At 62.2% G+C, this 18,584-nt stretch carries 22 protein-coding genes and 2 tRNA genes; 13 read left to right on the top strand and 11 right to left on the bottom strand.

What is annotated here, in order from left to right; genetic code table 11:
* Positions 1 to 146 precede the first annotated feature (146 nt).
* Positions 147 to 683, bottom strand: coding sequence for a tetratricopeptide repeat protein (locus ACZYOF_RS34595; RefSeq protein WP_463718569.1), 537 nt, complete (start codon positions 681 to 683; stop codon positions 147 to 149).
* Between the two features lie 281 nt (positions 684 to 964).
* Here ACZYOF_RS34595 and ACZYOF_RS34590 point away from each other — a divergent pair, with 281 nt between their 5' ends.
* The 4 genes from ACZYOF_RS34590 to ACZYOF_RS34575 all read left to right on the top strand — a co-directional run bounded on the left by ACZYOF_RS34590 (position 965) and on the right by ACZYOF_RS34575 (position 3,256).
* Complete coding sequence (locus tag ACZYOF_RS34590) at positions 965 to 1,243, top strand: His-rich protein BRANT (RefSeq protein WP_207234660.1); 279 nt, start codon at positions 965 to 967, stop codon at positions 1,241 to 1,243.
* A gap of 211 nt (positions 1,244 to 1,454) precedes the next feature.
* On the top strand, positions 1,455 to 1,883 hold the full coding sequence (locus ACZYOF_RS34585) for a hypothetical protein (RefSeq protein WP_394569228.1): 429 nt from the start codon (positions 1,455 to 1,457) through the stop codon (positions 1,881 to 1,883).
* A gap of 265 nt (positions 1,884 to 2,148) precedes the next feature.
* On the top strand, positions 2,149 to 2,865 hold the full coding sequence (locus tag ACZYOF_RS34580; RefSeq protein ID WP_463718568.1) for an outer membrane protein: 717 nt from the start codon (positions 2,149 to 2,151) through the stop codon (positions 2,863 to 2,865).
* Between the two features lie 151 nt (positions 2,866 to 3,016).
* Entirely contained in the window at positions 3,017 to 3,256 is a 240-nt protein-coding gene (locus tag ACZYOF_RS34575; protein ID WP_130583658.1) for a hypothetical protein, read from the top strand.
* Here ACZYOF_RS34575 and ACZYOF_RS34570 read toward each other — a convergent pair.
* From ACZYOF_RS34570 to ACZYOF_RS34540, 7 genes are all read right to left on the bottom strand, one after another.
* On the bottom strand, positions 3,233 to 3,532 hold the full coding sequence (locus tag ACZYOF_RS34570; RefSeq protein ID WP_130583659.1) for a hypothetical protein: 300 nt from the start codon (positions 3,530 to 3,532) through the stop codon (positions 3,233 to 3,235). The genes ACZYOF_RS34575 and ACZYOF_RS34570 overlap by 24 nt on opposite strands.
* Positions 3,533 to 3,885: 353 nt before the next feature.
* Positions 3,886 to 4,311 carry a hypothetical protein gene (locus ACZYOF_RS34565; RefSeq protein WP_130583660.1) on the bottom strand — a complete coding sequence of 142 codons (426 nt, stop codon included), beginning with the start codon at positions 4,309 to 4,311 and terminating at the stop codon, positions 3,886 to 3,888.
* A 154-nt stretch (positions 4,312 to 4,465) separates the two neighbouring features.
* Complete coding sequence (locus ACZYOF_RS34560) at positions 4,466 to 6,334, bottom strand: acyltransferase family protein (RefSeq protein ID WP_463718567.1); 1,869 nt, start codon at positions 6,332 to 6,334, stop codon at positions 4,466 to 4,468.
* 210 nt (positions 6,335 to 6,544) lie between these two features.
* Positions 6,545 to 6,736 carry a hypothetical protein gene (locus ACZYOF_RS34555; RefSeq protein WP_130584218.1) on the bottom strand — a complete coding sequence of 64 codons (192 nt, stop codon included), beginning with the start codon at positions 6,734 to 6,736 and terminating at the stop codon, positions 6,545 to 6,547.
* A 43-nt stretch (positions 6,737 to 6,779) separates the two neighbouring features.
* The gene (locus ACZYOF_RS34550) at positions 6,780 to 6,932 is read right to left on the bottom strand and encodes a hypothetical protein (RefSeq protein ID WP_155255128.1); all 153 of its coding nucleotides are present in this window, start codon (positions 6,930 to 6,932) and stop codon (positions 6,780 to 6,782) included.
* Positions 6,933 to 7,034: 102 nt separating this feature from the next.
* Positions 7,035 to 7,109: transfer RNA gene (locus ACZYOF_RS34545), tRNA-Thr, on the bottom strand.
* Between the two features lie 122 nt (positions 7,110 to 7,231).
* Positions 7,232 to 7,678: a hypothetical protein gene (locus ACZYOF_RS34540; RefSeq protein ID WP_463718566.1), complete on the bottom strand. Its 447-nt coding sequence runs from the start codon at positions 7,676 to 7,678 to the stop codon at positions 7,232 to 7,234.
* A 214-nt stretch (positions 7,679 to 7,892) separates the two neighbouring features.
* Between ACZYOF_RS34540 and ACZYOF_RS34535 the strand changes: the two genes are divergently transcribed.
* From ACZYOF_RS34535 to ACZYOF_RS34525, 3 genes are all read left to right on the top strand, one after another.
* On the top strand, positions 7,893 to 8,588 hold the full coding sequence (locus tag ACZYOF_RS34535; protein WP_463718565.1) for a HoxN/HupN/NixA family nickel/cobalt transporter: 696 nt from the start codon (positions 7,893 to 7,895) through the stop codon (positions 8,586 to 8,588).
* 160 nt (positions 8,589 to 8,748) lie between these two features.
* Complete coding sequence (locus tag ACZYOF_RS34530; protein ID WP_282530836.1) at positions 8,749 to 9,225, top strand: hypothetical protein; 477 nt, start codon at positions 8,749 to 8,751, stop codon at positions 9,223 to 9,225.
* Between the two features lie 123 nt (positions 9,226 to 9,348).
* Positions 9,349 to 9,783 carry a hypothetical protein gene (locus ACZYOF_RS34525; RefSeq protein WP_130584373.1) on the top strand — a complete coding sequence of 145 codons (435 nt, stop codon included), beginning with the start codon at positions 9,349 to 9,351 and terminating at the stop codon, positions 9,781 to 9,783.
* A 55-nt stretch (positions 9,784 to 9,838) separates the two neighbouring features.
* Here ACZYOF_RS34525 and rlmB read toward each other — a convergent pair whose 3' ends face one another.
* Entirely contained in the window at positions 9,839 to 10,663 is an 825-nt protein-coding gene (gene rlmB / locus ACZYOF_RS34520) for a 23S rRNA (guanosine(2251)-2'-O)-methyltransferase RlmB (RefSeq protein WP_463718564.1), read from the bottom strand.
* A gap of 206 nt (positions 10,664 to 10,869) precedes the next feature.
* On the opposite strand from rlmB, the gene ACZYOF_RS34515 reads away from it, so the two are divergent.
* A tRNA-Tyr gene (locus tag ACZYOF_RS34515) sits at positions 10,870 to 10,955 on the top strand.
* Between the two features lie 883 nt (positions 10,956 to 11,838).
* The gene (locus tag ACZYOF_RS34510) at positions 11,839 to 12,756 is read left to right on the top strand and encodes an NADP-dependent oxidoreductase (protein ID WP_463718563.1); all 918 of its coding nucleotides are present in this window, start codon (positions 11,839 to 11,841) and stop codon (positions 12,754 to 12,756) included.
* Positions 12,757 to 13,203: 447 nt separating this feature from the next.
* Here the strand turns inward: ACZYOF_RS34510 and ACZYOF_RS34505 are convergent, their stop codons facing one another.
* Entirely contained in the window at positions 13,204 to 13,485 is a 282-nt protein-coding gene (locus ACZYOF_RS34505; RefSeq protein ID WP_282530834.1) for a hypothetical protein, read from the bottom strand.
* A 268-nt stretch (positions 13,486 to 13,753) separates the two neighbouring features.
* Between ACZYOF_RS34505 and ACZYOF_RS34500 the strand changes: the two genes are divergently transcribed.
* The 3 genes from ACZYOF_RS34500 to ACZYOF_RS34490 all read left to right on the top strand — a co-directional run bounded on the left by ACZYOF_RS34500 (position 13,754) and on the right by ACZYOF_RS34490 (position 16,457).
* The gene (locus tag ACZYOF_RS34500) at positions 13,754 to 14,551 is read left to right on the top strand and encodes an enoyl-CoA hydratase/isomerase family protein (RefSeq protein WP_463718562.1); all 798 of its coding nucleotides are present in this window, start codon (positions 13,754 to 13,756) and stop codon (positions 14,549 to 14,551) included.
* A 13-nt stretch (positions 14,552 to 14,564) separates the two neighbouring features.
* Positions 14,565 to 15,818: a CaiB/BaiF CoA transferase family protein gene (locus ACZYOF_RS34495; RefSeq protein WP_463718561.1), complete on the top strand. Its 1,254-nt coding sequence runs from the start codon at positions 14,565 to 14,567 to the stop codon at positions 15,816 to 15,818.
* 135 nt (positions 15,819 to 15,953) lie between these two features.
* Positions 15,954 to 16,457: a winged helix-turn-helix transcriptional regulator gene (locus ACZYOF_RS34490; protein WP_463718560.1), complete on the top strand. Its 504-nt coding sequence runs from the start codon at positions 15,954 to 15,956 to the stop codon at positions 16,455 to 16,457.
* Positions 16,458 to 16,633: 176 nt separating this feature from the next.
* Here the strand turns inward: ACZYOF_RS34490 and ACZYOF_RS34485 are convergent, their stop codons facing one another.
* Positions 16,634 to 17,377, bottom strand: a complete 744-nt coding sequence (locus ACZYOF_RS34485; protein ID WP_463718559.1) for an IclR family transcriptional regulator — start codon at positions 17,375 to 17,377, stop codon at positions 16,634 to 16,636.
* Positions 17,378 to 17,662: 285 nt separating this feature from the next.
* Between ACZYOF_RS34485 and ACZYOF_RS34480 the strand changes: the two genes are divergently transcribed.
* Positions 17,663 to 18,484: an ABC transporter substrate-binding protein gene (locus ACZYOF_RS34480; protein WP_463718558.1), complete on the top strand. Its 822-nt coding sequence runs from the start codon at positions 17,663 to 17,665 to the stop codon at positions 18,482 to 18,484.
* The last annotated feature ends 100 nt before the right edge of the window (positions 18,485 to 18,584 follow it).

Genomic DNA, 18,584 nt, shown 5'->3' with positions numbered 1-18,584 from the left:
GGTCCGCCTCAACGCCAAAGCACGCGAGGCGCGTGCCGCTTACGCCAATGCAACTTGACAATCCAGATAGTCGCTCATCCGTCGCGCATTTCATGCGCGCCACCTTCTCCCACAAGGGGAGAAGGGACGAATGCGGAGCACCGGCCTCAATACACCAGCCCGGTGCCGGGCGGCTTCTCCAGCGCGGCGGCGAGCGAGCGGTATTCCTCGCTGTTGGTGCCGGCGAGCTGGGCGATGCGGTTGAGATGATACTGCGCCTGGTCGCGGTTGCCCTGTTCGACCTGCCACAGACCGTAATACTGCCAGGTCTTGACGTGGTTCGGATCGGCCTTCAGCGCGCGCTCGTACCAGACTTGCGACAGCTTGTAGTCGCCGAGCTTGCGATAGGAATAACCGATCAGGTTGGCGACGGCGGCGGTGTCGTCGCGGTGCAGCGCCTTCAATTGCTCGATCGCGTTCGCATAATCGTGGCGGTCGTAGATCGTGGCATAGGCGGAACGATAGCCATTCTCGAAGGCGGCCTGTTCGACGCTCGGGCGGATCTCCGACCTCTTCTTGCCCTTGGGCGGCGGCGGGGGCGGATCGTTATCCGGCGCGGCATAGACCGCGGTAACGACGGGCGCTGCCGCAAGCGTCAGCGACAACATGGCGAGCGTCAACAGCCTGATCGCGAATTTCTGCATGCCTCTCTCCTGATGGTCAGCCCGGCGATCCTATAACCGCGGCCCGCTTCCTTGAACACCCGGTGCTCCGAAACATTCCCGCTTCGGCACGCCATTTTGAAACTCACGCCTCGCAGACGTGACGCAGTCACGGACATGAACAGGATGTCATGCAGATGAACGAATTCCGTCCGCGCGTTTCAGCGTGGGTTCAGCGCCGCCGACTTAAGGTCATCGTCACTGATCGGCGAGCCCGGCCATCCGACCGGAGGTCTCAGCGATCCCTGGAAGAGGAGACAACCATGCTCAAGACCATTTCCGCGGCGCTGCTTGCGGTTTCCGTGATGGCCGCGCCCGCGTTTGCCGGCAACTATGGCAAGACGACCCACGCGCCGGTGATCAAGTCCGAGCTGGCGAAGCCCAAGGCGCTGAATGCCAATGCCAAGATGGTGCGCCACCATCATAAGCACCAGCGCTACGTCCGCCATCATGGCCACCACAAGCACATCGGTGTGATCAAGACGCATGTCACGCCGAAGGTCGCGGTCAAGCACATCGTGCGGCCCGCCAAGCGCGGCTGAACCCTGGCTTTCACGACTGGTCCGTCCGCCGCGGTTTTGATCCACATTGCCCCACCGCGCCGGCGGATATCAGGCCCACCCACGGCCATTGCATCCCCAATGGCCGTGGGATGGTGCATTGAGCCGACGCCGAGATCCGAATTCCCTTTCGCCGCTAGCCAGTCTAAGAAACCGCCGGGACCGATGCAGTCGACTTTGGGGCGAAAGGAACTTGGGGAAGAAAGCAAGACTTACGGCGATCCTGCTGTTGCCGATCGCGCTCGCGGCCTGCTCCGCATTGAGCAGCGACGACAACAGGTCGATCAGTTTCACCGATGACCGCGGTGTCGCCGACCAGCCGTTTCCGAAGAATTACCGCGTCGAGACCGTGGCGTTCATGCACACCTATCTCAATGATCCCACCGGCGTGCGGGACGCAGCCATGGCCGAGCCGGTGCAGCGGACGGTGGGCGGGCGGCTGCGCTACATCACCTGCCTGCGTTTCAGCGCCCGCGACTCGGACGGCGCCTATCGGCCGACGCGGGAGCGCGCGATCGTGTACGTCGATGGCCGCCTCGACCGCATGATGGAAAATGCTACCGAGCCTTGCGCCGGCGCGACCTATGCGCCATTTCCAGAGCTGGAGAACATGTCGCGGTAGCGCCGGTTCGGTGGCCGGAGGGTTACCGGGATCGGATCACTTTTCGGCGAGGGTTGAACCTCGGCTTAGTCAGATTCGACATCCGTTCTGGTGGCCGGCTCCGGATTAACCGGAGGAAAATTCTTCCATGCAATGGAACCAACGGGTGATGTTGCGGCGCTGTCACGGTGACGAACACGTGATGCTCTGGCGGTGCCCCAAAGCAACCTAATTGAAGTCACGTTGTTTGGATTGATGTCGCGACGTGAGTAAACGGGGAACTACCATGAAGAAGTGTTTGCTTGGCGCAGTCGCCCTGGCCGCATTCGCCGGCCCGGCTTTTGCGGCTGATATGCCGGCACGGCCCTATACCAAGGCACCGCCGGCCTATACGGCGCCGGCGTTGGTTTACAATTGGACCGGTTTCTATATCGGCGGACATATCGGCGGCGGCTTCACCGACGGCAACAATCTGCTGGGTAGCGACGCGCGCTTCGTGGGCGGCGTGCAGGGCGGTTTTGACTATCAGTTCGCGCCGAACTGGGTGGCGGGCGTCGAGGCGCAATACAGCTGGCTGACGGGCGCCAGCAATAATGGCTTCGTGTTCCCCGCTGGAACGGTGGTAACGGGCAACACCGACCAGCTCGGCTCAGTGACCGGCCGGATCGGCTACACCTGGGGCCCGGCGCTGCTCTACGCCAAGGGCGGTTATGCGTGGCGTGAGAACAGCAACATCGGCGTCGCCTTCGCCGGCGTGCCGCAGCCCTTCACGACCGACGGTAACCGCAAGAATGGCTACACCGTGGGCGCCGGTCTCGAATACATGTTTGCGCCGAACTGGTCGGCCAAGGCCGAGTACCAGTATTACAATTTCGGCCACACGACCTTCACCTCCGGTCCGGCCGAGATCGTCGGCTCCCGCTTCCGGGACGACGAGCATACGGTCAAGGTCGGCGTGAACTACCGCTTCGGCTGGGGCGGGCCGGTCGCTTCCAAATACTGATCGCGGGTTTCCGCGGGGGCGAGGGCCGGCTTCCCCGCCGGCCCTTTTGCTGCAGGGCTACCGGCACCGCGAAAATAATTTTTGCAGTGCACGGAACTTTCACCCTCGATGGTTTATTATGCCGGCCGCCGGGCCAGGTGGACATACGAACATGCGTGCTTTTGCGTTAGGGTTGATTTTCTCTGCGGCGATATCGCCATGCCTTGCCCAGACCGTGCTGAAATCCGAGCCGCTGATTCTCGCGCCCTACGAAGTCGCCTTTGTTCAGGATCCGGCCTGCGGGGTTGGCAAGGTGCTCAAGGTCACCGGCGCGATCAGGGGATTGCACCGGCGCAAGGCGTGCGTGACGCTGGCCTCGGAGCAGGCCTCACTGGTGAGCGCGACGCCGTAAGGGTTCTTCCTGCGGCGGCTCGGGCGGCGAGAGCTGTGGCTCGATCCGCGCCTCGCGTTCGGCATCGGCCTTGTTCTTGGCGGGGTCTTCGTTCGGCTCCGCCTGGCAGGGCCTGATCTCGTAATCATTGTCCAGGACCGGCCGCGGGGCGGCCTTGTCGTCCTCTGTCGCCACGTCGACGACCAGGCCGCTTTTCCTGGCGACCTTCCAGACATCCGCCTCGGTCGGATAGGCCTTGCTCAGCTTGGCCTCCTTGGAAAACAGCGCGTAGGGCATCCTTATTCTTGGCTCCGCAAAGGCAGTCAACGCCAACCCCGCCCCCCGAGTTTCAGCATCGCCAACCGTCTTGTTTCACGCCCAGGTGAGGGCGTCCGTCACCCCGTCTTGAGTCCCTAATAAGTGGTGAATCCCGCAAAAAAGAATCCGCAAGACTCCGGTGCTAGAATCGCCGGATGGTCCAGGCCATGACAACGGTTCTGCACACATCCAGCGAACGCGTGCATGTCACGCTCACTGTGGCGCTGTTGGTCGCCTCCGTGGCCAATATGCTGCTGGTATGGGCCTGGCTCTGACCGCCAAGACGTTAGCGGGACAGTCGGGGGACTACTCTATTCGGTGGAGCGGGGCGGCTAGGTGCCCTCGCCGAGGCTGGCGCGGACCTTGGCCATGGTGGCACGGCAATATTCCTCGCGCTCGCGGGTGAACCGCTCCTGGTGCGCGCGGAAGCTTGCCACCCGGGCACGGATTTCGGACTGGAAATCGGCGGGGAGGTCGAGACCCGCGATCTGAGGCGGCTTCGCCTGAGATGGCCTTGCCTCAGGGTGCATTGTCCGAGCGGGCATCGTCTGAGCGGGCTTGGGCGGGACGGCGACCGGGATCGCTGTCGGCTCGGCGAGCACGGCTTCGACGTTAACCACGGCGGTGGTTATGGTCGCGCGGACGGTCGTTTCGGTGGCCGGCGACAACAACTCGGCGTCGGGCTTCTTGCCGGTCACCGATTGCACGAACGCCATTGTCTGAGCGATCAGGAGATCGCGTTCTTTCATCCATTTCATGGCACACCTCGGCCTCATTCGACTGCAGCAAAGGTTGCCTCCGGAATCAAGCATCCCAGGTTACGGCAGTCCCAATTTCCACCGAGGTGACAAAAGAGTAACACCGCGTCAATCGGAAGAGATCGTTTACCATAACAGGTCGAAGCCGCCGTCCTCACGGGCGCGGTGGAAACGGCAGCAATTCCCTGCCGATCGCTCTGATCAGAAACTTCGAGCCGGCGTCGGAGAGGTGCACGATATCGGTTATCAGCACCTGGTTGGCGTTGGTCCCGATTCCGGTCAGACAGCCCGCAGCATTGCACAGCGTATGCCAGGCCGAGATGTACTCGATTCCTTCGGCTTTGCTGAAAGCCTCCATCCGCTGATCATTGTCCAAGCCCGATACACCCACCGCGATCCTCTCCGGAATCTCGTGCCAAGCCCGGTAGTGATTGACGAGCGTATGGGGAAGCGTTCGCTTCCAGACCGGCAGTGGACCCAGGATCACGATGCGCCGGACCTTGCTGGCGCGCAGCCGTGCGATCGTCTCGCGCAACTTGTCGAGATCGTTGTTCGTGCCCCACATCGCATGGAGCAGCACGATATCTGGATGCGCGGACTGAAGAAGGCCGAACGCGATGCGATGAACCTCGTCGCAGCGCGCATTCGCGCCCGAATCCAGGATCGGCGCGCAGCCCGGTGCGCTGAATCTCGCCAGCCGGAACGATCCGCTCGCGGCCTCTGCTTCCTTCAAGCCCGGATAGAGCGCGGCCGCGGTGGAATCGCCCCACAAGAATACGAGCGACTGCGTTCCTTGCTCGATGCAGTCAGCGTTGAATTCAGCGCCCGGCGTTTCGAGGAAACACTTATCGCTAAATCCCGCATTGTCCTTGGCCAGGGTCCGCGCGATTGCCTGCACCTCCACCGGAAAACGAAAATCGAATCCGGCCGCGGCGATGGTCACGAGACCGGCAACACCCACCAGGACGAGACCGAGCGCCAGTCTCTTGACTGCCCGGTCGTAGTGGCGAAGCGGAATTTCGACAAAGCGGAATGTCAGCCAGGAAAGAATCACGGAGACGGCGACCGCCGCCCAGATCTCCATGACGTTCGGCACGCCGTTGCGCAGAATGCCGAGATAGGACAGGACCGGCCAATGCCAGAGATAAAGCGGATAGCTGATCAGGCCGATCCATACCATTGGTCGGTTCGACAGCAGCATCTTGTTCACGGCCGAATTCGGCGTGGCGATCAACAGTACCGCGCCCAGCACCGGCAGCAGGGCGTAGAGGCCCGGGAATGCGCTGGTGCGATCCAACAGCAGCGCCGGGCCAAGGATCGCGGCAAGGCCCAACAGAGCAAGATACTCGCCGATCCGCTTGTCCCAGCTAACGCTCTTCCGTACGAGCTCCAGGTGGGCAAGAAGTCCGCCCGCGAGCAACTCCCAGGCGCGCGTGAGCGGTGAGTAGAACGCGACGGTCTCGTAGCCGAAGTAGATGCTCAGGCTGAACGCAAACGAGACCAGCGCGATGACCGCGATCCATCGGCCGCGGATTGCGGTTGCGGAGAGAAGCAGGATCAGCGGCGGCCAGAAGATATAGAACTGCTCTTCGACGCCCAGCGACCAGAGATGCAGCAGCGGATTGTCCGCGGCGGCAGGCGCGAAATACCCGGTTTGCCTGAGCTGGAACAGATTGGCCGCAAAGGCGACGCCGGCGGCAATGTTCTCGCCGAGCAGCACGAATTGATCGGGCAGCAGCGCGAACCAGCCGGCCAGATAGGTCGCGGTGAGCACGACGACGAGGGCTGGAAAGATGCGGCGAACGCGCCGCGCATAGAAATCGGCAAACGAGAAGGTGCCGGCGTCGACCCTCGTCAGGATGATCCGCGTGATCAGGAAGCCGGAGATGACGAAGAAGACGTCAACGCCGATAAAGCCGCCCGGCACCAGCCAAGGCTGGGCATGATAACCGACGACCAGCAGAATGGAGATTGCCCTCAGCCCGTCGATGTCGGGCCGATAGAGCGTTTCGTGATGCGCCATTGTGCGGATGGTGTACCCGGTCCACGGCGACGCCGCCAGAGCGGGCAGGGGGCCGCTTCATCACGCATCAAATGTTTGTGGCCCGCTTACGGCTTCGTGACCGGCGTCTAGAGCATTTTCGGTTCTGATGGAATCAGAACCCAAGCTCTAGATTCTTGTTTTGACGCGTTTTCTTCACGCGAACCGGTGTCCACTTCGCTCGAAAACGCTCTAGCTCGCGGGAAGTGGTGTTGCGGTCGTCTCGGCGAGCCGTTCGGCGGCCTTTGCTTCGACCAGGTCAGCGTAGCGGTCATATTCATCGGCCATTTCGAGCAGTTTTTCGCGAACGTCTGCATCAATGACCTGATAGGCCAGCCGCTTCGCTTGCTCGGATTGAAACCGGTAGTGCTGTGTGTCGGACATGTGGCACCTCGAACGTATGTCCGGCACGAACCGCAAAGGTTCATCAGGCAGCGGCAGGCTTCTTGTCCTGTCGAATCTCGACGTCGAACCAGCCCATCTCCTTGAGTTCGTGCGCTTTCTTCAGCGCGGCATCCTCACTCTCGCGCCTGAGGATGATCTGCCCCGTGCCGTCGCGGGCGTAGATGAAATAAGTCATTCTTAAAATCCTGTTCGGCTGAAATACGCGCGCAGTCCGCCTCGACAATGGAAATGGCTTGAAACGATCTTGGCGCAAAACACGGCGCTTTGATGAAGCGGATGGTGCCGGCTGAGGGGATTGAACCCCCGACCTTCGGTTTACAAAACCGCTGCTCTACCGCTGAGCTAAGCCGGCAATTTCGGCCGCTCGCATATCAGACTTGTCGGCGCAGGGCCAGAACCTGAGGGCAGCCAGGCAAGACCTGTGCAGGAAAAAGGCGGCCGGGCGGCCACCTTTTCCCCAACTGGTCGATCGGGTTACTGGCAGGGGTGGCGGCGGCCATCCTCGCCGCGGAACCAGGTGCCGGGCGTGCAGACGAGGCCGTTACGCTCGGCGTAGCTCTGGGTGTAGTAGCCGCCCCGGTAGCCGTTATCGAAGCCGGCAAATGGCGCAGTGGCGACCGCGGCCGCCGTGCCGACGGCGCCTCCGACAACCCCGGCGGCGACGTTGCCCGGCCAGAAGCCGCTGCGATCGTCCCAGCGAGCGTAGCTGTTGTTCCAGCCATTGTTGTACTGATAGGCGGCGGCGCGACGCTGCTGGTAGCTGCCGGTATAGGGATTTCCCGGTCCTTGGTTCTGGCAATTGGCGTTCGGATAGAACTGAGCGCAATAGCCGGGATTGTAGATCACCTGTTGCGCCCCGGCGGGAGCGGCCAGGGCGGAAGCGAGCAGCGCGGCGGTGCCGGCGATAGCGAGTGGTCTCATGTGAGATTCTCCTTGAAGTCGCAACCGACACCAAGCGGCCGCGCGGCCGGCCTGTTCCACTGATCCTGTTCACGCGACTTCAAACCCAGGTGATCGCAGCAAGCGCATAGGAAGGTTGGTACTCGTGGACGTTGATACGCCGCCCTTTGTTGAAGCAGTGCCTGACAAGGGCCGTGACTTCGTGTCAAATGGGGTATTGGAGCGGGCGGCGCGCATGTTTGGAATCCTGGGACTTGGTTTTCTATTGGGCATGCAGCATGCGCTCGAGCCCGACCATATCGCTGCCGTCTCCAGCATCGCCGCGCGCCGGACCCATGTCGGCGACATCGTCAGGCACGGGCTTACCTGGGGGCTCGGCCATACGCTGACGCTGTTCTGCTTCGCGGGCGCCGCCATCCTGCTCGGACACGCGATCCCCGAGACGGTGGCCCGGCCGATCGAGGGCGCCGTCGGCATCATGCTGATCGGGCTCGGTGCCCATGTGCTGTGGCGTCTGTGGCGCGACCGCGTCCATTTCCACCGCCATGGCCACGGCGACGGAACGGTGCATTTCCACGCCCACAGCCATGCCGGCGAGACGAAGCCGCATCATGTCGCCACACATGTCCACGCGCACGGCTTTCGCTGGCGCACGCTGCTGGTCGGCTTGATGCACGGCATGGCCGGTTCTGCAGCATTGCTGGTGCTTGCGGTGTCGCAGGCCTCGAGCCCGATCGTCGGACTGGGCTATGTTGCCCTGTTCGGGATTGGCTCGATGGTAGGCATGGGCGCGCTGTCCACCGTGATTGCGGTGCCGATCGCGGCATCCGCGCGCTGGCTCACCTGGGCCAACCGCGGGCTGCAAGGCGCGGTCGGGCTCGTGACCATCGCGATCGGTGTGAACACCTTCATCGAGACGCTGCTGGCGTAAGCGGCCGCGCATACGGCGTTAACAAATCCTGATCGCGATCGCCCGCAATTGAGCGAGCCGGCATGCTCACGCGTTAGGCTTACCGGCAGTTTGGCCTGCCGCCTTAACCTTTGGCTGCGCGCATTCGATTAGGTTGCTGAACGAGACAGGAAAGCAACCAATGCGCGTTGGCATTACAGCGGGGATTCTTTTGGCGATGACGTCGACGGCCTTTGCCGGCGGCGGCTCCGGCGGCGGCTTCGATATCGTCGTTCCCTATCGCCGTGGCGTGCCGATCATCATCAACGGCATCGACGCCTCCTATGCCGTGATCGAAGGTGAGTGGGGCCTCGGCAAGAATGTCCACGTGCAGCCGACCATCTATGGCGGCCGCTACATCGATTCCGAGCCCAATGTCGGCCATTATTATCCGAGCCTCGGCCACATGCCGGGCTATGGGCGCCTGGAGATCGAGCCGCCCTCGAACCGGCGTCTGCCCAAGCCGGCCGAAAGCTATCACCAATCCTGGTCCGCGCAGTCGATGCCGCTGCCGGCGCAGTCAGGCCCGCCCGTCGATGCGCCGCCCATCATCTACGCGCCGCAGTATGACCAGCTCCCGCGCGACCATCACCGCCGGCCGCCGAGAATTCCGCGCTAGAGCATGGTCCGGAAAAGTGGAAACCGGTTTTCCCTCGCGACAAACGCAAAGCGTTTGCGCGGAGACCATGCTCAAACAAAGAGATGAGCCAACAAGAACACACCAACAGGAGAGAGTAGAGTAATGCGTCACATAATTTCAGGAATGGTCGCGGCAGTCGCGGTCATGGCTGCGGCACCCGCAATGGCGTGCGGGTACGGCTCGTGCTCGCCGTGCGGCTCTTATGGCTATTATGCCAGCCCCTGCGCGCCGCCGGTCTACGCCGCGCCGGTCTATTCCGCACCGGTCGTGAGCTACAACTACACCTCTGGCTGCGGCGGCTGTGGCCCCGGCTACGGCTGGGTCACCCAGCGGCTCCCGGATCCAGAGCAGCAATACTACTATGTCAACCAGGGTCCGACCTATACCGGCCCGGGCAACTGGGCGCCGGTCCCGACCTATCGCGAGGGTGGGGTCTCGTACTATCGTCCGTTGCGCCCGCGCTACTATCGTTCGCACTATCGCTACGGCCACTCGCAATATTATCACGGCCAGCGCGTGCTGCGCCGCTACTACTGACCTGACAGGCGCTTCCTGGGATTGGCGCCCGTTCGCATCGCGCGAGCGGGCGCTTTCACATGAGGGCGAGCCGGCTTGCGCCGATATAGAGCGCGAGCACCGCGGCGTTCGAGACGTTGAGGCTCTTGATCTCGCCGGGCATGTCGAGCCGCGCCACCACGCTGCAGGTCTCCCGCGTCAGTTGTCTCAATCCCTTGCCTTCGGCGCCGAGCACCAGCGCGAGCGGCTGCCGTAGCGCGACCTGACTGAGATCTTCGCTCCCCTGACTGTCGAGGCCGACGGTCAGGAAGCCGCGCTCGTTCAAGGCGGTCAGCGCGCGGGCGAGGTTCTGCACGGTGATGAGCGGCACCAGCTCCAGCGCGCCGGAGGCCGATTTCGCGAGCACGCCGGTCGCCTCGGGGCTGTGGCGGGCGGTGGTGACGATCGCCTTCACCGCGAAGGCCGCGGCCGAACGCAGGATGGCGCCGACATTGTGCGGATCGGTGATCTGGTCGAGCACCAGCACGATGCCCTCGGGCTCGAGCGTATCGATATCCGGCGAGGGCAGGGGATCGGCCTCCACCAGCAGCCCCTGATGCACGGCATCCAGTCCCAGACGCTGGTCGATCGTGCTGGGGCGGACGAGCTCCGGGGACACGCGGGTGTCGATGCCTTCTTCGGCGAGCCGTCGGGCCGCATTCTCGGTTACGAACAGCTTGCGGATCCGGCGCTCCGGATTGGCCAGCGCCAGCGAAACCGTATGCCAGCCGTAGAGAATCACCGGGCCGTCGGCATCCGAATCGCGGCTGCGCCAAACCGGCCGCCCGGCCGATTTTCGCCCTTTTTCGAACGGTTTAGCCCCGCCGCGGCGGAATGGGGGCTTGCGGTCACGATCGCTCATCACGGGCCTTGTCTCACGGGTTCCGGACAATGGCAATTTTGCCGGCAAAAGGATGCCGATTAACGGCTTCCCTTGGTTGACTTTGCCACCTCCCTTCGCACATAAACGCGCCGGCCGCGCACCCCGACGGGTCCCGCGGTCACCAGCGTCACCGATTGACCTGTCCGCCGCCACTTCGGGCGGGTGGCGTCCGACGCTGTTGGGACGGGGGAGTGTCCCGAGTGGCAAAGGGAGCTGACTGTAAATCAGCCGCCTCATGGCTTCGCAGGTTCGAGTCCTGCCTCCCCCACCATCTAGCAACATGCTGATAGACCAGTGGAATTTCTGGATGGCGATGATGGATTAGAGGCATGTCATGCGACTGTTCCCTGCACGAAAAAAGGGTCGCATTCGTGCGACCCTTTTTGATTTTTGTTTAGGGAACGTTCTAGCCAAAGCGGAGTGGCGGCTCCCCCAACCCCGATGCGGCGAAAGGTTCATGACGCGGCAAGCAGGTCGCAGCCAGCGCACGGCTATGACGTGGTTGCCGTAGGTCTTCTCGGCATATCGCGTGCCGGTCTCCTCGTTGATGACGATTTCCTCTGGCCGCTGCTTGAGTCCAAGCCGAAGCGTAATCGCGGCCACCCGAGCCCGCGAGGCGAGGGGCATCCCCTTCCTTCGGAACGTTGCGGGCGGGGCAGGCGCTCCGGCGCCTTCGCAGCCGCAAGCGTGCTCACCTTCCCACGGCCGGTCCTGGTGGTTCTCACAAACCCAACCGCTGTCCTCGCAGAGAAGGCACTTCATCCTCTCTATGCAGCTATCTGGGGCGGGAAATGCGAAGGCGCTGTCTCGGTTGTGCGAGGTCCGTTTTGGCCCCGAAATCTGGGCAGCCACCGGAGCCCTTCTGGCACGATCGAGTTGGATGGGGAGGGCAGCCATCGCGCAGTGGTACAGCCAAAAACACTAATCTTGGTACTGTTTTATGAGCAGGCGCAACGCATCTATTCGCTAACACCGGCGACCGGAGCGATCCCGATCCATCAGGCTTAGTGGGAGCCCCGGTCAATGCAGACAGCGCAGATCGCAGACACGGAGACAGGACTTCGACAACGGCTGGCATTTTGCGGATAGCCGGCGCGTCCACGCTCCCTGCAACATTTCCACCAAAGAGACAAATGACCGAGGAGATAATTCCCATGAAGGCTATCGTTGTAACGGACCAGGCTGCGGGAACGGTTGGGATGAAGCTGGTGGAGCGGCCCGAGCCGCAGGCAGCGATAAACGACGTCGTCGTTCAGGTTCATGCGTCGGGATTCGTCCCGACTGAGCTCGCGTGGCCCTCGACCTGGACCAATCGCGCCGATCGTGACCGAACACCATCCATCCCTGGGCACGAGCTGGCCGGAGTGGTCACCACTCTCGGATATGGCACGAGGGGGCTGTCGGTGGGACAGCGGGTGTTCGGCCTCGCGGACTGGTATCGCGACGGCACGCTGGCCGAGTATGTGGCGATCGAGGCACGCAACCTCGCGCCGCTGCCGGGCGACGTCGACTTCGCGGTGGGCGCGAGCCTGCCGATATCGGGCCTAACTGCGTGGCAGGGACTGTTCGACCACGGCCGCCTTCAGGCGGGGCAGAGCATCCTCGTGCACGGTGCGGCCGGCGCAGTCGGGTCGATGGTGACGCAACTCGCACGAGAGGCCGGCGCCTACGTCATCGGCACCGGACGCGCCGCCGACCGTCAGACGGTGCTCGACTTCGACGCGAAGGAGTTCGTCGACCTCGACAACGACGTCCTGGAAGACGTCGGCGGAGTCGATCTGGTGTTCGATGTCATCGGCGGCGACATCGGGAAGCGGTCCGCAGGCCTGATTCGAGCCGGAGGAACGCTGGTGTCCATCGTCGGGCCGGCCGAGGCACGGCCCGCCGACGGCCTCGCGGTCGACTTCGTCGTCGAGTCCGATCGTGCCCAACTGAGTGAGATCGTCCTGCGGGTGCGGGACGGACGACTGCGGACGAACATCGGCAACGTCTCGACCCTCGACGATGCCGTCGCCGCCTTGAACCCGACCGAGCGACGAAAGGGGAAAACGATCATCCGCGTCCGTCCCTGAGCGACGCACGCCCATCGATGCACGCAGCCGGCCTTCGATAGGCGATGTGACGAGACCCCGAGCCGCAACGCGATCATGGAAATAATGAGAATGGCCGCGGTTTGCGGGGTGGAGGGACCGTCTCCTAGTTGCGCTTTCGCGAACAGTTCGCAACGCAAGCATCGTAGTTTGGGCGGCAACGCCTCGAGGCCACACAAGCTTCGATCCTATTGTGCGCGCTTGGTGATCCGTGTCCCTTGCTGTCTCCGCCGCACTCCATAACGCACATATTCCAACTACTAATGCATCCTTCAAGGCATTTCTCTTGCTCTTGAAAGGATGCGATGGCCGACGTCGTCGGCAAAAAGGCTACAACGCCTACGATCAGAAGTCTCTTCATCGGCAAAATACCTACCTCCGGCCAAGGGTGACGCGAGTCTCCGGGGCCGGTTCGAAAGATTGCGAAAACTATGTTCGTTGAATGTCAACGACCGGTACACCGCCCGCTTCCGGCGTGATCTTCACGTAGGTGCCGCTCTCATGCAGCCGGAGCCAGCCCCGCTCGATCGCGAATTTGGGGCCCGCGCTGTATTCGGCCGGCTTGGCCTTGTCCTGGGAGAGCATCGGGTAATTGATTTTCTCGATATGGATGCGGCCGTCCTGAACGGGCTCAACAGCCTGGGCCAGTTCCATGAGCCGGCGAGCGGCTTTCTCTGGGTCGGCATAGGGGCGATCTTCTGCGTATTTCATGCGGGCCTCGCGGATTCGGTCCTGCGAGATTCGGCGGGCCTCCGCAATATCCTAATCGCTCAACCGCTGGTACCTCGGCGCGATCCGCGTCCAGCCGTGCGGCCACAAGAGAACTTAATTGCGCGCAGTCACGCCGCAAGCGGAGGTGGGGGACGCCCTGTCATTCGGACAACGACTCGTGACTTGCAAAATGCAAGTCATGATGTAGTGTCCTGCGAAACGAGAATGCGGCCGTTTCGAAAGCAGCGCCGACACACAGGAGGCAATCTTGTCCGAGGACGTGCTCGTGACGCGCGAAGAGCGCGGCAATATCTCCGTATTGACCATGGTTTATCGGCCGTACAACCTGCTCGGCCCAAAGCTCATCAATGCGCTTGTGGAGCAGGTAGAGGCGGCTCAGAAAGCTGGCAGCCGCGCCATTGTGATCCGCAGCGGACTACGCCATTTCTCGGCCGGCGCGGATCTGGATATCTTCGATAAGCGGGTCGCCGCGGGTGCGGCTGATCAGGCCAGCGAAAACAGGCGGCTGAACGGCGTCGAATTCCTGCGTTTCATGGAGTTGTTGCCTATTCCGCTGATCGCCAGCGTTCACGGCGTCTGCCTTGGTGGCGGACTCGAGCTTGCGCTTTCCTGCGACTATATTATCGCCGCTTCCTCGGCAAAGATTGGATCGGTCGAGGCCACGCTTGGGCTTCATCCTCTGCTCGGCGGAATCCAGCGCCAGGTACAGCGCATCGGTGCTCAGCGCGCCAAGGAGATGTCGATGCTGGCCCGACGCTACGACGCGCCGACGCTGGAGAAATGGGGCCTGATCAATCTCACCGTGCCGCAAGAGTCGCTGGAACAGACCACGATGACGCTTGCGGAAGAATTTGCGCAGGGCCCGACCGTGGCGCATGCGGCCACGAAGCAGCTCGCCTATATCGCGGTCAATGAAGGCGTCGCTGCCGCCGATGAGGCGATGGCAAGAGTGCAGGCGCCGATTTGGGCCTCGGAAGATCTGAAGACCGGTCTCGCGTCATTCCGCAAGAATGGCCCGGGTCTCGCAAAATTCGCGGGGCGCTGACATGAGCGGCCCCTTGAGCGGAATCCGTGTTGTCGATTTTTCCCGTGTGCTCGCCGGCCCGTTATGCGCACGGACGTTGCAGGATCTTGGCGCCGAGGTCATCAAGATCGAGCCGCCAAGCCCTGATGTCTCGCGCTTCGCATTTCCGTCGACCGACGGCATGTCGGGCTACTACGCACAGCAGAATGCCGGCAAGCGCAATGTCAGCATCAATCTCAATGTGCCCGGCGCCTATGAGCTGGCGTTGAAACTTTGCGACACAGCCGATGTCATCGTCGAGAATTTCCGTGCGGGCACGCTGGGTTTCTTCGGTCTCGACTATGAGACTCTCTCAAAACGAAATCCGCGATTGATCTATGCCTCGATCACCGGCTATGGCCAGGGAGGACCGTGGCGAAGTCGGATGGCATACGCGCCGACGGTGCAGGCCGAGGCGGGTTTCACCGAAAACAGCGTTCGTCATTATGGCAGCGCGCTGACGGAACCGCGCACCGACAGCCTGTCGCACGCGGATGTCTATGCTGGATTGCAGGCAGTGATCGCCATCCTGGCAGCGCTCAACAGCCGCCAGAAGTCCGGGCGCGGCCAGTACATCGATGTCGCGATGGCCGCGACGCTGCTTGCGGTCAACGAACGCGCGCATGTCGATCTCGCCGATGACGATATCGGAGCCGAACCCGCCGTGCTTGGCGCCACCGACTGCTCGTTCTTTACCGGGCCGCAAGGCGAGCACTTCACGGTCGCGACCAGCATTGTCGGCAGCCGGACCTTTCCGTCGTGGTTGCGTGCGATGCGCCGAGCGGACCTCATCGACGATCCGCGGTTCTGCAATGCAGCCGCGCGCCGGCTGAATTTCGGTGCGCTCCACCAGATCATCCAGTCGTGGATACTGACCTTCCCGGACATGGCGACGTTGGACGCCCAGTTCGATGAAGCCAAGATCGCGATGGGCGAGATCCGCTCGATCAAGGAACTCACGGCATCGGAATGGAGCAACTATTGGGGTGCCGTGCAATACGTATCCGACCGCAGCGGTGGTCAGTATCGCCTGCCCGGACGTCCCTGGCGCTTCACGGAAGAAGAGTTGACGCCGATCGGCACGCCGGCTTTTCAGGGTGAGCATAACGTTGCGGTGTTCGGCGAACTCGGCGTCAGTGAGGCTGAATTGAAGCGCTTGAGCGAAGCCGGCGCACTGGTGACACATCGGCGCGCACAAGAGCCGGAGATCGCCATCAAACCGCAGACCGAGCCAGGTCAGGCGGCCTGAGCCACCGAGAAACAAGCCAAGGTACAGACTGGACATACGCGAACTCGGCCCAATATGGTACGGGAGTCGAGTTCGGAGCTGAAAAGAGCCATGTCCGGCGTCAAGCAAAGCCGTCTCGCAAACAAGGAATGTTCCATGGCGCGAGCCATGGAAATCGTCGGCGACCGCTGGACGATCCTGATCTTGCGAGAGGCCTATTATGGTGTGAAGCGGTTCGACGAATTCGAGTACTACGTCGGCGTGGCGCCCAACATCCTGAGCAATCGGTTGAAGAGACTTGTCGAGGCGGGCGTCATGGCTCGTGTGCCGCTGCCCGAGCACGCCGGCCGATACGAATATGTTCTGACCGACAAGGGGCGCGACTTTTTCCCGGCCTATCTTGCGTTGAAGAAATGGGGTGACAACTGGCTGGCGGAGCCGGAGGGCCCGCAAGTGGTTTTTCGTGACCGACATGCCGGACGCCCGATCGAGTATCCGGAATTGCGGACAGCCGGCGGCCAGCCGTTGCATCTCGAAGACGTCGAGGTGGTCGCGGGAGCCGGCGCCGTGCCGTTCAACCGCAAACGGTTTGGCGCCGCGGCCTCGATGACGAAGCCGACTGAAGCGCCGAGAAGCGCCTCACGCCGCAAGGGCAAGTAGCGCGCACCTTGTCTCCGTTCTGAGCAGACGGCAGCGTTTGCCGCAACGACCATCGATCCTTCAAGAACATCGATACCATCACCTGTATGCCATCCGTTGCGGCATCTAACAGGTCACCGTAGTTGGTGCGGCGGCACGAATCGCTCTTGAACGCGGAGGTGCCGCTTCCGTAACGCTCAATTGCATTCCAACTCGGACGCAAAGCGGCGCAATGCGCTCTGCATCGTTGCCGCGGTCAGTGGTCTTCGCTCCAGGCATCGAGACGTCGGTCCGGCAACGACGATCGAGAGCTGCCGTGAACTGAGCGGAAGAGAGAGCGCGACACCTGCCAGGTCGGGAATGTACTCCGACGAACTCTGGTGATAGCCTCGTTTGGCGGCGATCTCGAGTTCAGCCTCCACTGCTTCGGCATTCGTGGGAGTGGTTTCGGAAAACTGCTCGAACTTGATCTTGCGATAGATTGCGCGCCGTTCTTCGGGAGAATGCTGCGCCAGGATGGCTCTTCCTACCGAACTTGCATACACGGGCACCCGGTCGCCGACTTGAGCGAAGTAGCGGACCGATTGCCCGGATTCCTCGACATGCAGGAAGATCGCAGAGGTGCCCGCCAAGGCCGCGATCGCCGTGGTCTCTCCGGTTTCCTTGGCAATTTCCGCCACGAGTGCATAAGCGACCTCCGGAAGCGGCGCCGCGTCCGCAACGGTGCGCGCCAGCGTCAGCCAGCGCGGGCTTGGATAGTAACCGCTTCGCGCCCGCGTCTCGTAGAGCCATCCCTTTTCGACAATCGTGCCGACAAGATTGAAGGTGCTGGAACGCGGCCAGCCCAGATCATCAGAGATTTCGGCCAGCGTCGCCGGTCGTTTGCGGCGCGCAAAGTACTCCAGCAGTTCGAGAACGTTAGCAGCCTGCCTGACCAACATACGAAACCCGCATCTTCTCCGCGAAGGTTGGTTGCTCCGTGACGTCGAACAACAACTCCCGCTTACTCAGCCGCTGATTGGCGACCCCACGGTCATAGCATCATCCGCTCAGCCGGGAGCTCGTCCCGGAATTTGAGCCAGCAACTCCTGGGGACTTCGGCTCCGAGGGTCGGATCGAATCGCCTTGACAAGAAATTCATATACGTGTCTTATGAATTCACAATCAAGAATTTTGCTGACTGGGGCTACCACCATCAGCGAAAGCCCAACGGGGGAGGACCTTTCATGGCTGCATTCAGGAATTTGCTCTCATCGGCGGTGGCGTCGATGTGCATGGTGACCGCGTCGGCCGCTTTGGCCCAGACCAGCGTCAAGCTCGGCGTGCTCGCGGACATGTCCGGCATCTTCTCGGACATCGGGGGGATGGGAGCCGCCGAAGCGACCAGGATGGCGGTCGAGGATTTCAACAAGCTGCCGGGATCCGACAAATTCAAGATCGAGGTTGTCAGCGCTGATGCGCTGAACAAGCCGGACGTGGCGCGGGGCATCGCCCGCAAGTGGTTTGACACGGAGAATGTCGATGCGGTCGTTGATCTGCCGACGAGCGCGATCTCGCTGGCCATCGCGCCTCTCGTTCAGGAGCAGAACAAAGTCGCGCTGTTCACCGCATCGGGCACGTCGGATCTGACGGGCAAGTCCTGCACGCCGAATTCGGTGCACTGGACCTACGACACCTGGGCGCTGTCGCACGGTACCGCCGATGCTATCACCAAAGCCGGCGGCAAGACCTGGTTCTTCGTCACCGCCGACTTCGCCCTCGGGCATTCGCTGGAGCGCGATGCGAGTGCCGTCGTCAACGCGAACGGTGGCAAGGTCGTTGGCAGCGTCAAGCACCCGACCGATTCGAACGACTTCGCGTCCTTCCTGCTTCAGGCGCAGGCATCGCGCGCCGACATCATTGCGCTTGCCAATGCCGGTGGCGATACGATCAAGGCGATCAAACAGGCCTCCGAGTTCGGCATCATTCAGGGCGGGCAGAAGCTCGCAGGCATGCTGCTGTTCATCTCGGACATTCACTCGCTAGTACCCACTTTTCTTGGATCGTGAGTCGTGATTCAAGATATGGATGATCCCCGAAGCAAGAGAAGTCCACCTTTCGCGGAAAGATCGCAAGGTGCTTGAGGCGTGTTGTCGCTCGCCGGTGACG

Source organism: Bradyrhizobium sp. LeoA1Lang (assembly GCF_055413685.1).
The sequence above is the reverse complement of the archived record's forward strand: the minus strand, read 5'-3'. Positions and strand labels throughout refer to the sequence as shown.

Excerpts from the sequence above, each read along its gene's own strand:
- ACZYOF_RS34595 (WP_463718569.1), bottom strand. The coding sequence starts at position 683 with ATGCAGAAATTCGCGATCAGGCTGTTGACGCTCGCCATGTTGTCGCTG.
- ACZYOF_RS34590 (WP_207234660.1), top strand. The coding sequence starts at position 965 with ATGCTCAAGACCATTTCCGCGGCGCTGCTTGCGGTTTCCGTGATGGCC.
- ACZYOF_RS34580 (WP_463718568.1), top strand. The coding sequence starts at position 2,149 with ATGAAGAAGTGTTTGCTTGGCGCAGTCGCCCTGGCCGCATTCGCCGGC.
- ACZYOF_RS34575 (WP_130583658.1), top strand. The coding sequence starts at position 3,017 with ATGCGTGCTTTTGCGTTAGGGTTGATTTTCTCTGCGGCGATATCGCCA.
- ACZYOF_RS34570 (WP_130583659.1), bottom strand. The coding sequence starts at position 3,532 with ATGCCCTACGCGCTGTTTTCCAAGGAGGCCAAGCTGAGCAAGGCCTAT.
- ACZYOF_RS34565 (WP_130583660.1), bottom strand. The coding sequence starts at position 4,311 with ATGAAATGGATGAAAGAACGCGATCTCCTGATCGCTCAGACAATGGCG.
- ACZYOF_RS34560 (WP_463718567.1), bottom strand. The coding sequence starts at position 6,334 with ATGGCGCATCACGAAACGCTCTATCGGCCCGACATCGACGGGCTGAGG.
- ACZYOF_RS34555 (WP_130584218.1), bottom strand. The coding sequence starts at position 6,736 with ATGTCCGACACACAGCACTACCGGTTTCAATCCGAGCAAGCGAAGCGG.
- ACZYOF_RS34550 (WP_155255128.1), bottom strand. The coding sequence starts at position 6,932 with ATGACTTATTTCATCTACGCCCGCGACGGCACGGGGCAGATCATCCTC.
- ACZYOF_RS34540 (WP_463718566.1), bottom strand. The coding sequence starts at position 7,678 with ATGAGACCACTCGCTATCGCCGGCACCGCCGCGCTGCTCGCTTCCGCC.
- ACZYOF_RS34535 (WP_463718565.1), top strand. The coding sequence starts at position 7,893 with ATGTTTGGAATCCTGGGACTTGGTTTTCTATTGGGCATGCAGCATGCG.
- ACZYOF_RS34530 (WP_282530836.1), top strand. The coding sequence starts at position 8,749 with ATGCGCGTTGGCATTACAGCGGGGATTCTTTTGGCGATGACGTCGACG.
- ACZYOF_RS34525 (WP_130584373.1), top strand. The coding sequence starts at position 9,349 with ATGCGTCACATAATTTCAGGAATGGTCGCGGCAGTCGCGGTCATGGCT.
- rlmB (WP_463718564.1), bottom strand. The coding sequence starts at position 10,663 with ATGAGCGATCGTGACCGCAAGCCCCCATTCCGCCGCGGCGGGGCTAAA.
- ACZYOF_RS34510 (WP_463718563.1), top strand. The coding sequence starts at position 11,839 with ATGAAGGCTATCGTTGTAACGGACCAGGCTGCGGGAACGGTTGGGATG.
- ACZYOF_RS34505 (WP_282530834.1), bottom strand. The coding sequence starts at position 13,485 with ATGAAATACGCAGAAGATCGCCCCTATGCCGACCCAGAGAAAGCCGCT.
- ACZYOF_RS34490 (WP_463718560.1), top strand. The coding sequence starts at position 15,954 with ATGGCGCGAGCCATGGAAATCGTCGGCGACCGCTGGACGATCCTGATC.
- ACZYOF_RS34485 (WP_463718559.1), bottom strand. The coding sequence starts at position 17,377 with ATGTTGGTCAGGCAGGCTGCTAACGTTCTCGAACTGCTGGAGTACTTT.
- ACZYOF_RS34480 (WP_463718558.1), top strand. The coding sequence starts at position 17,663 with ATGGCTGCATTCAGGAATTTGCTCTCATCGGCGGTGGCGTCGATGTGC.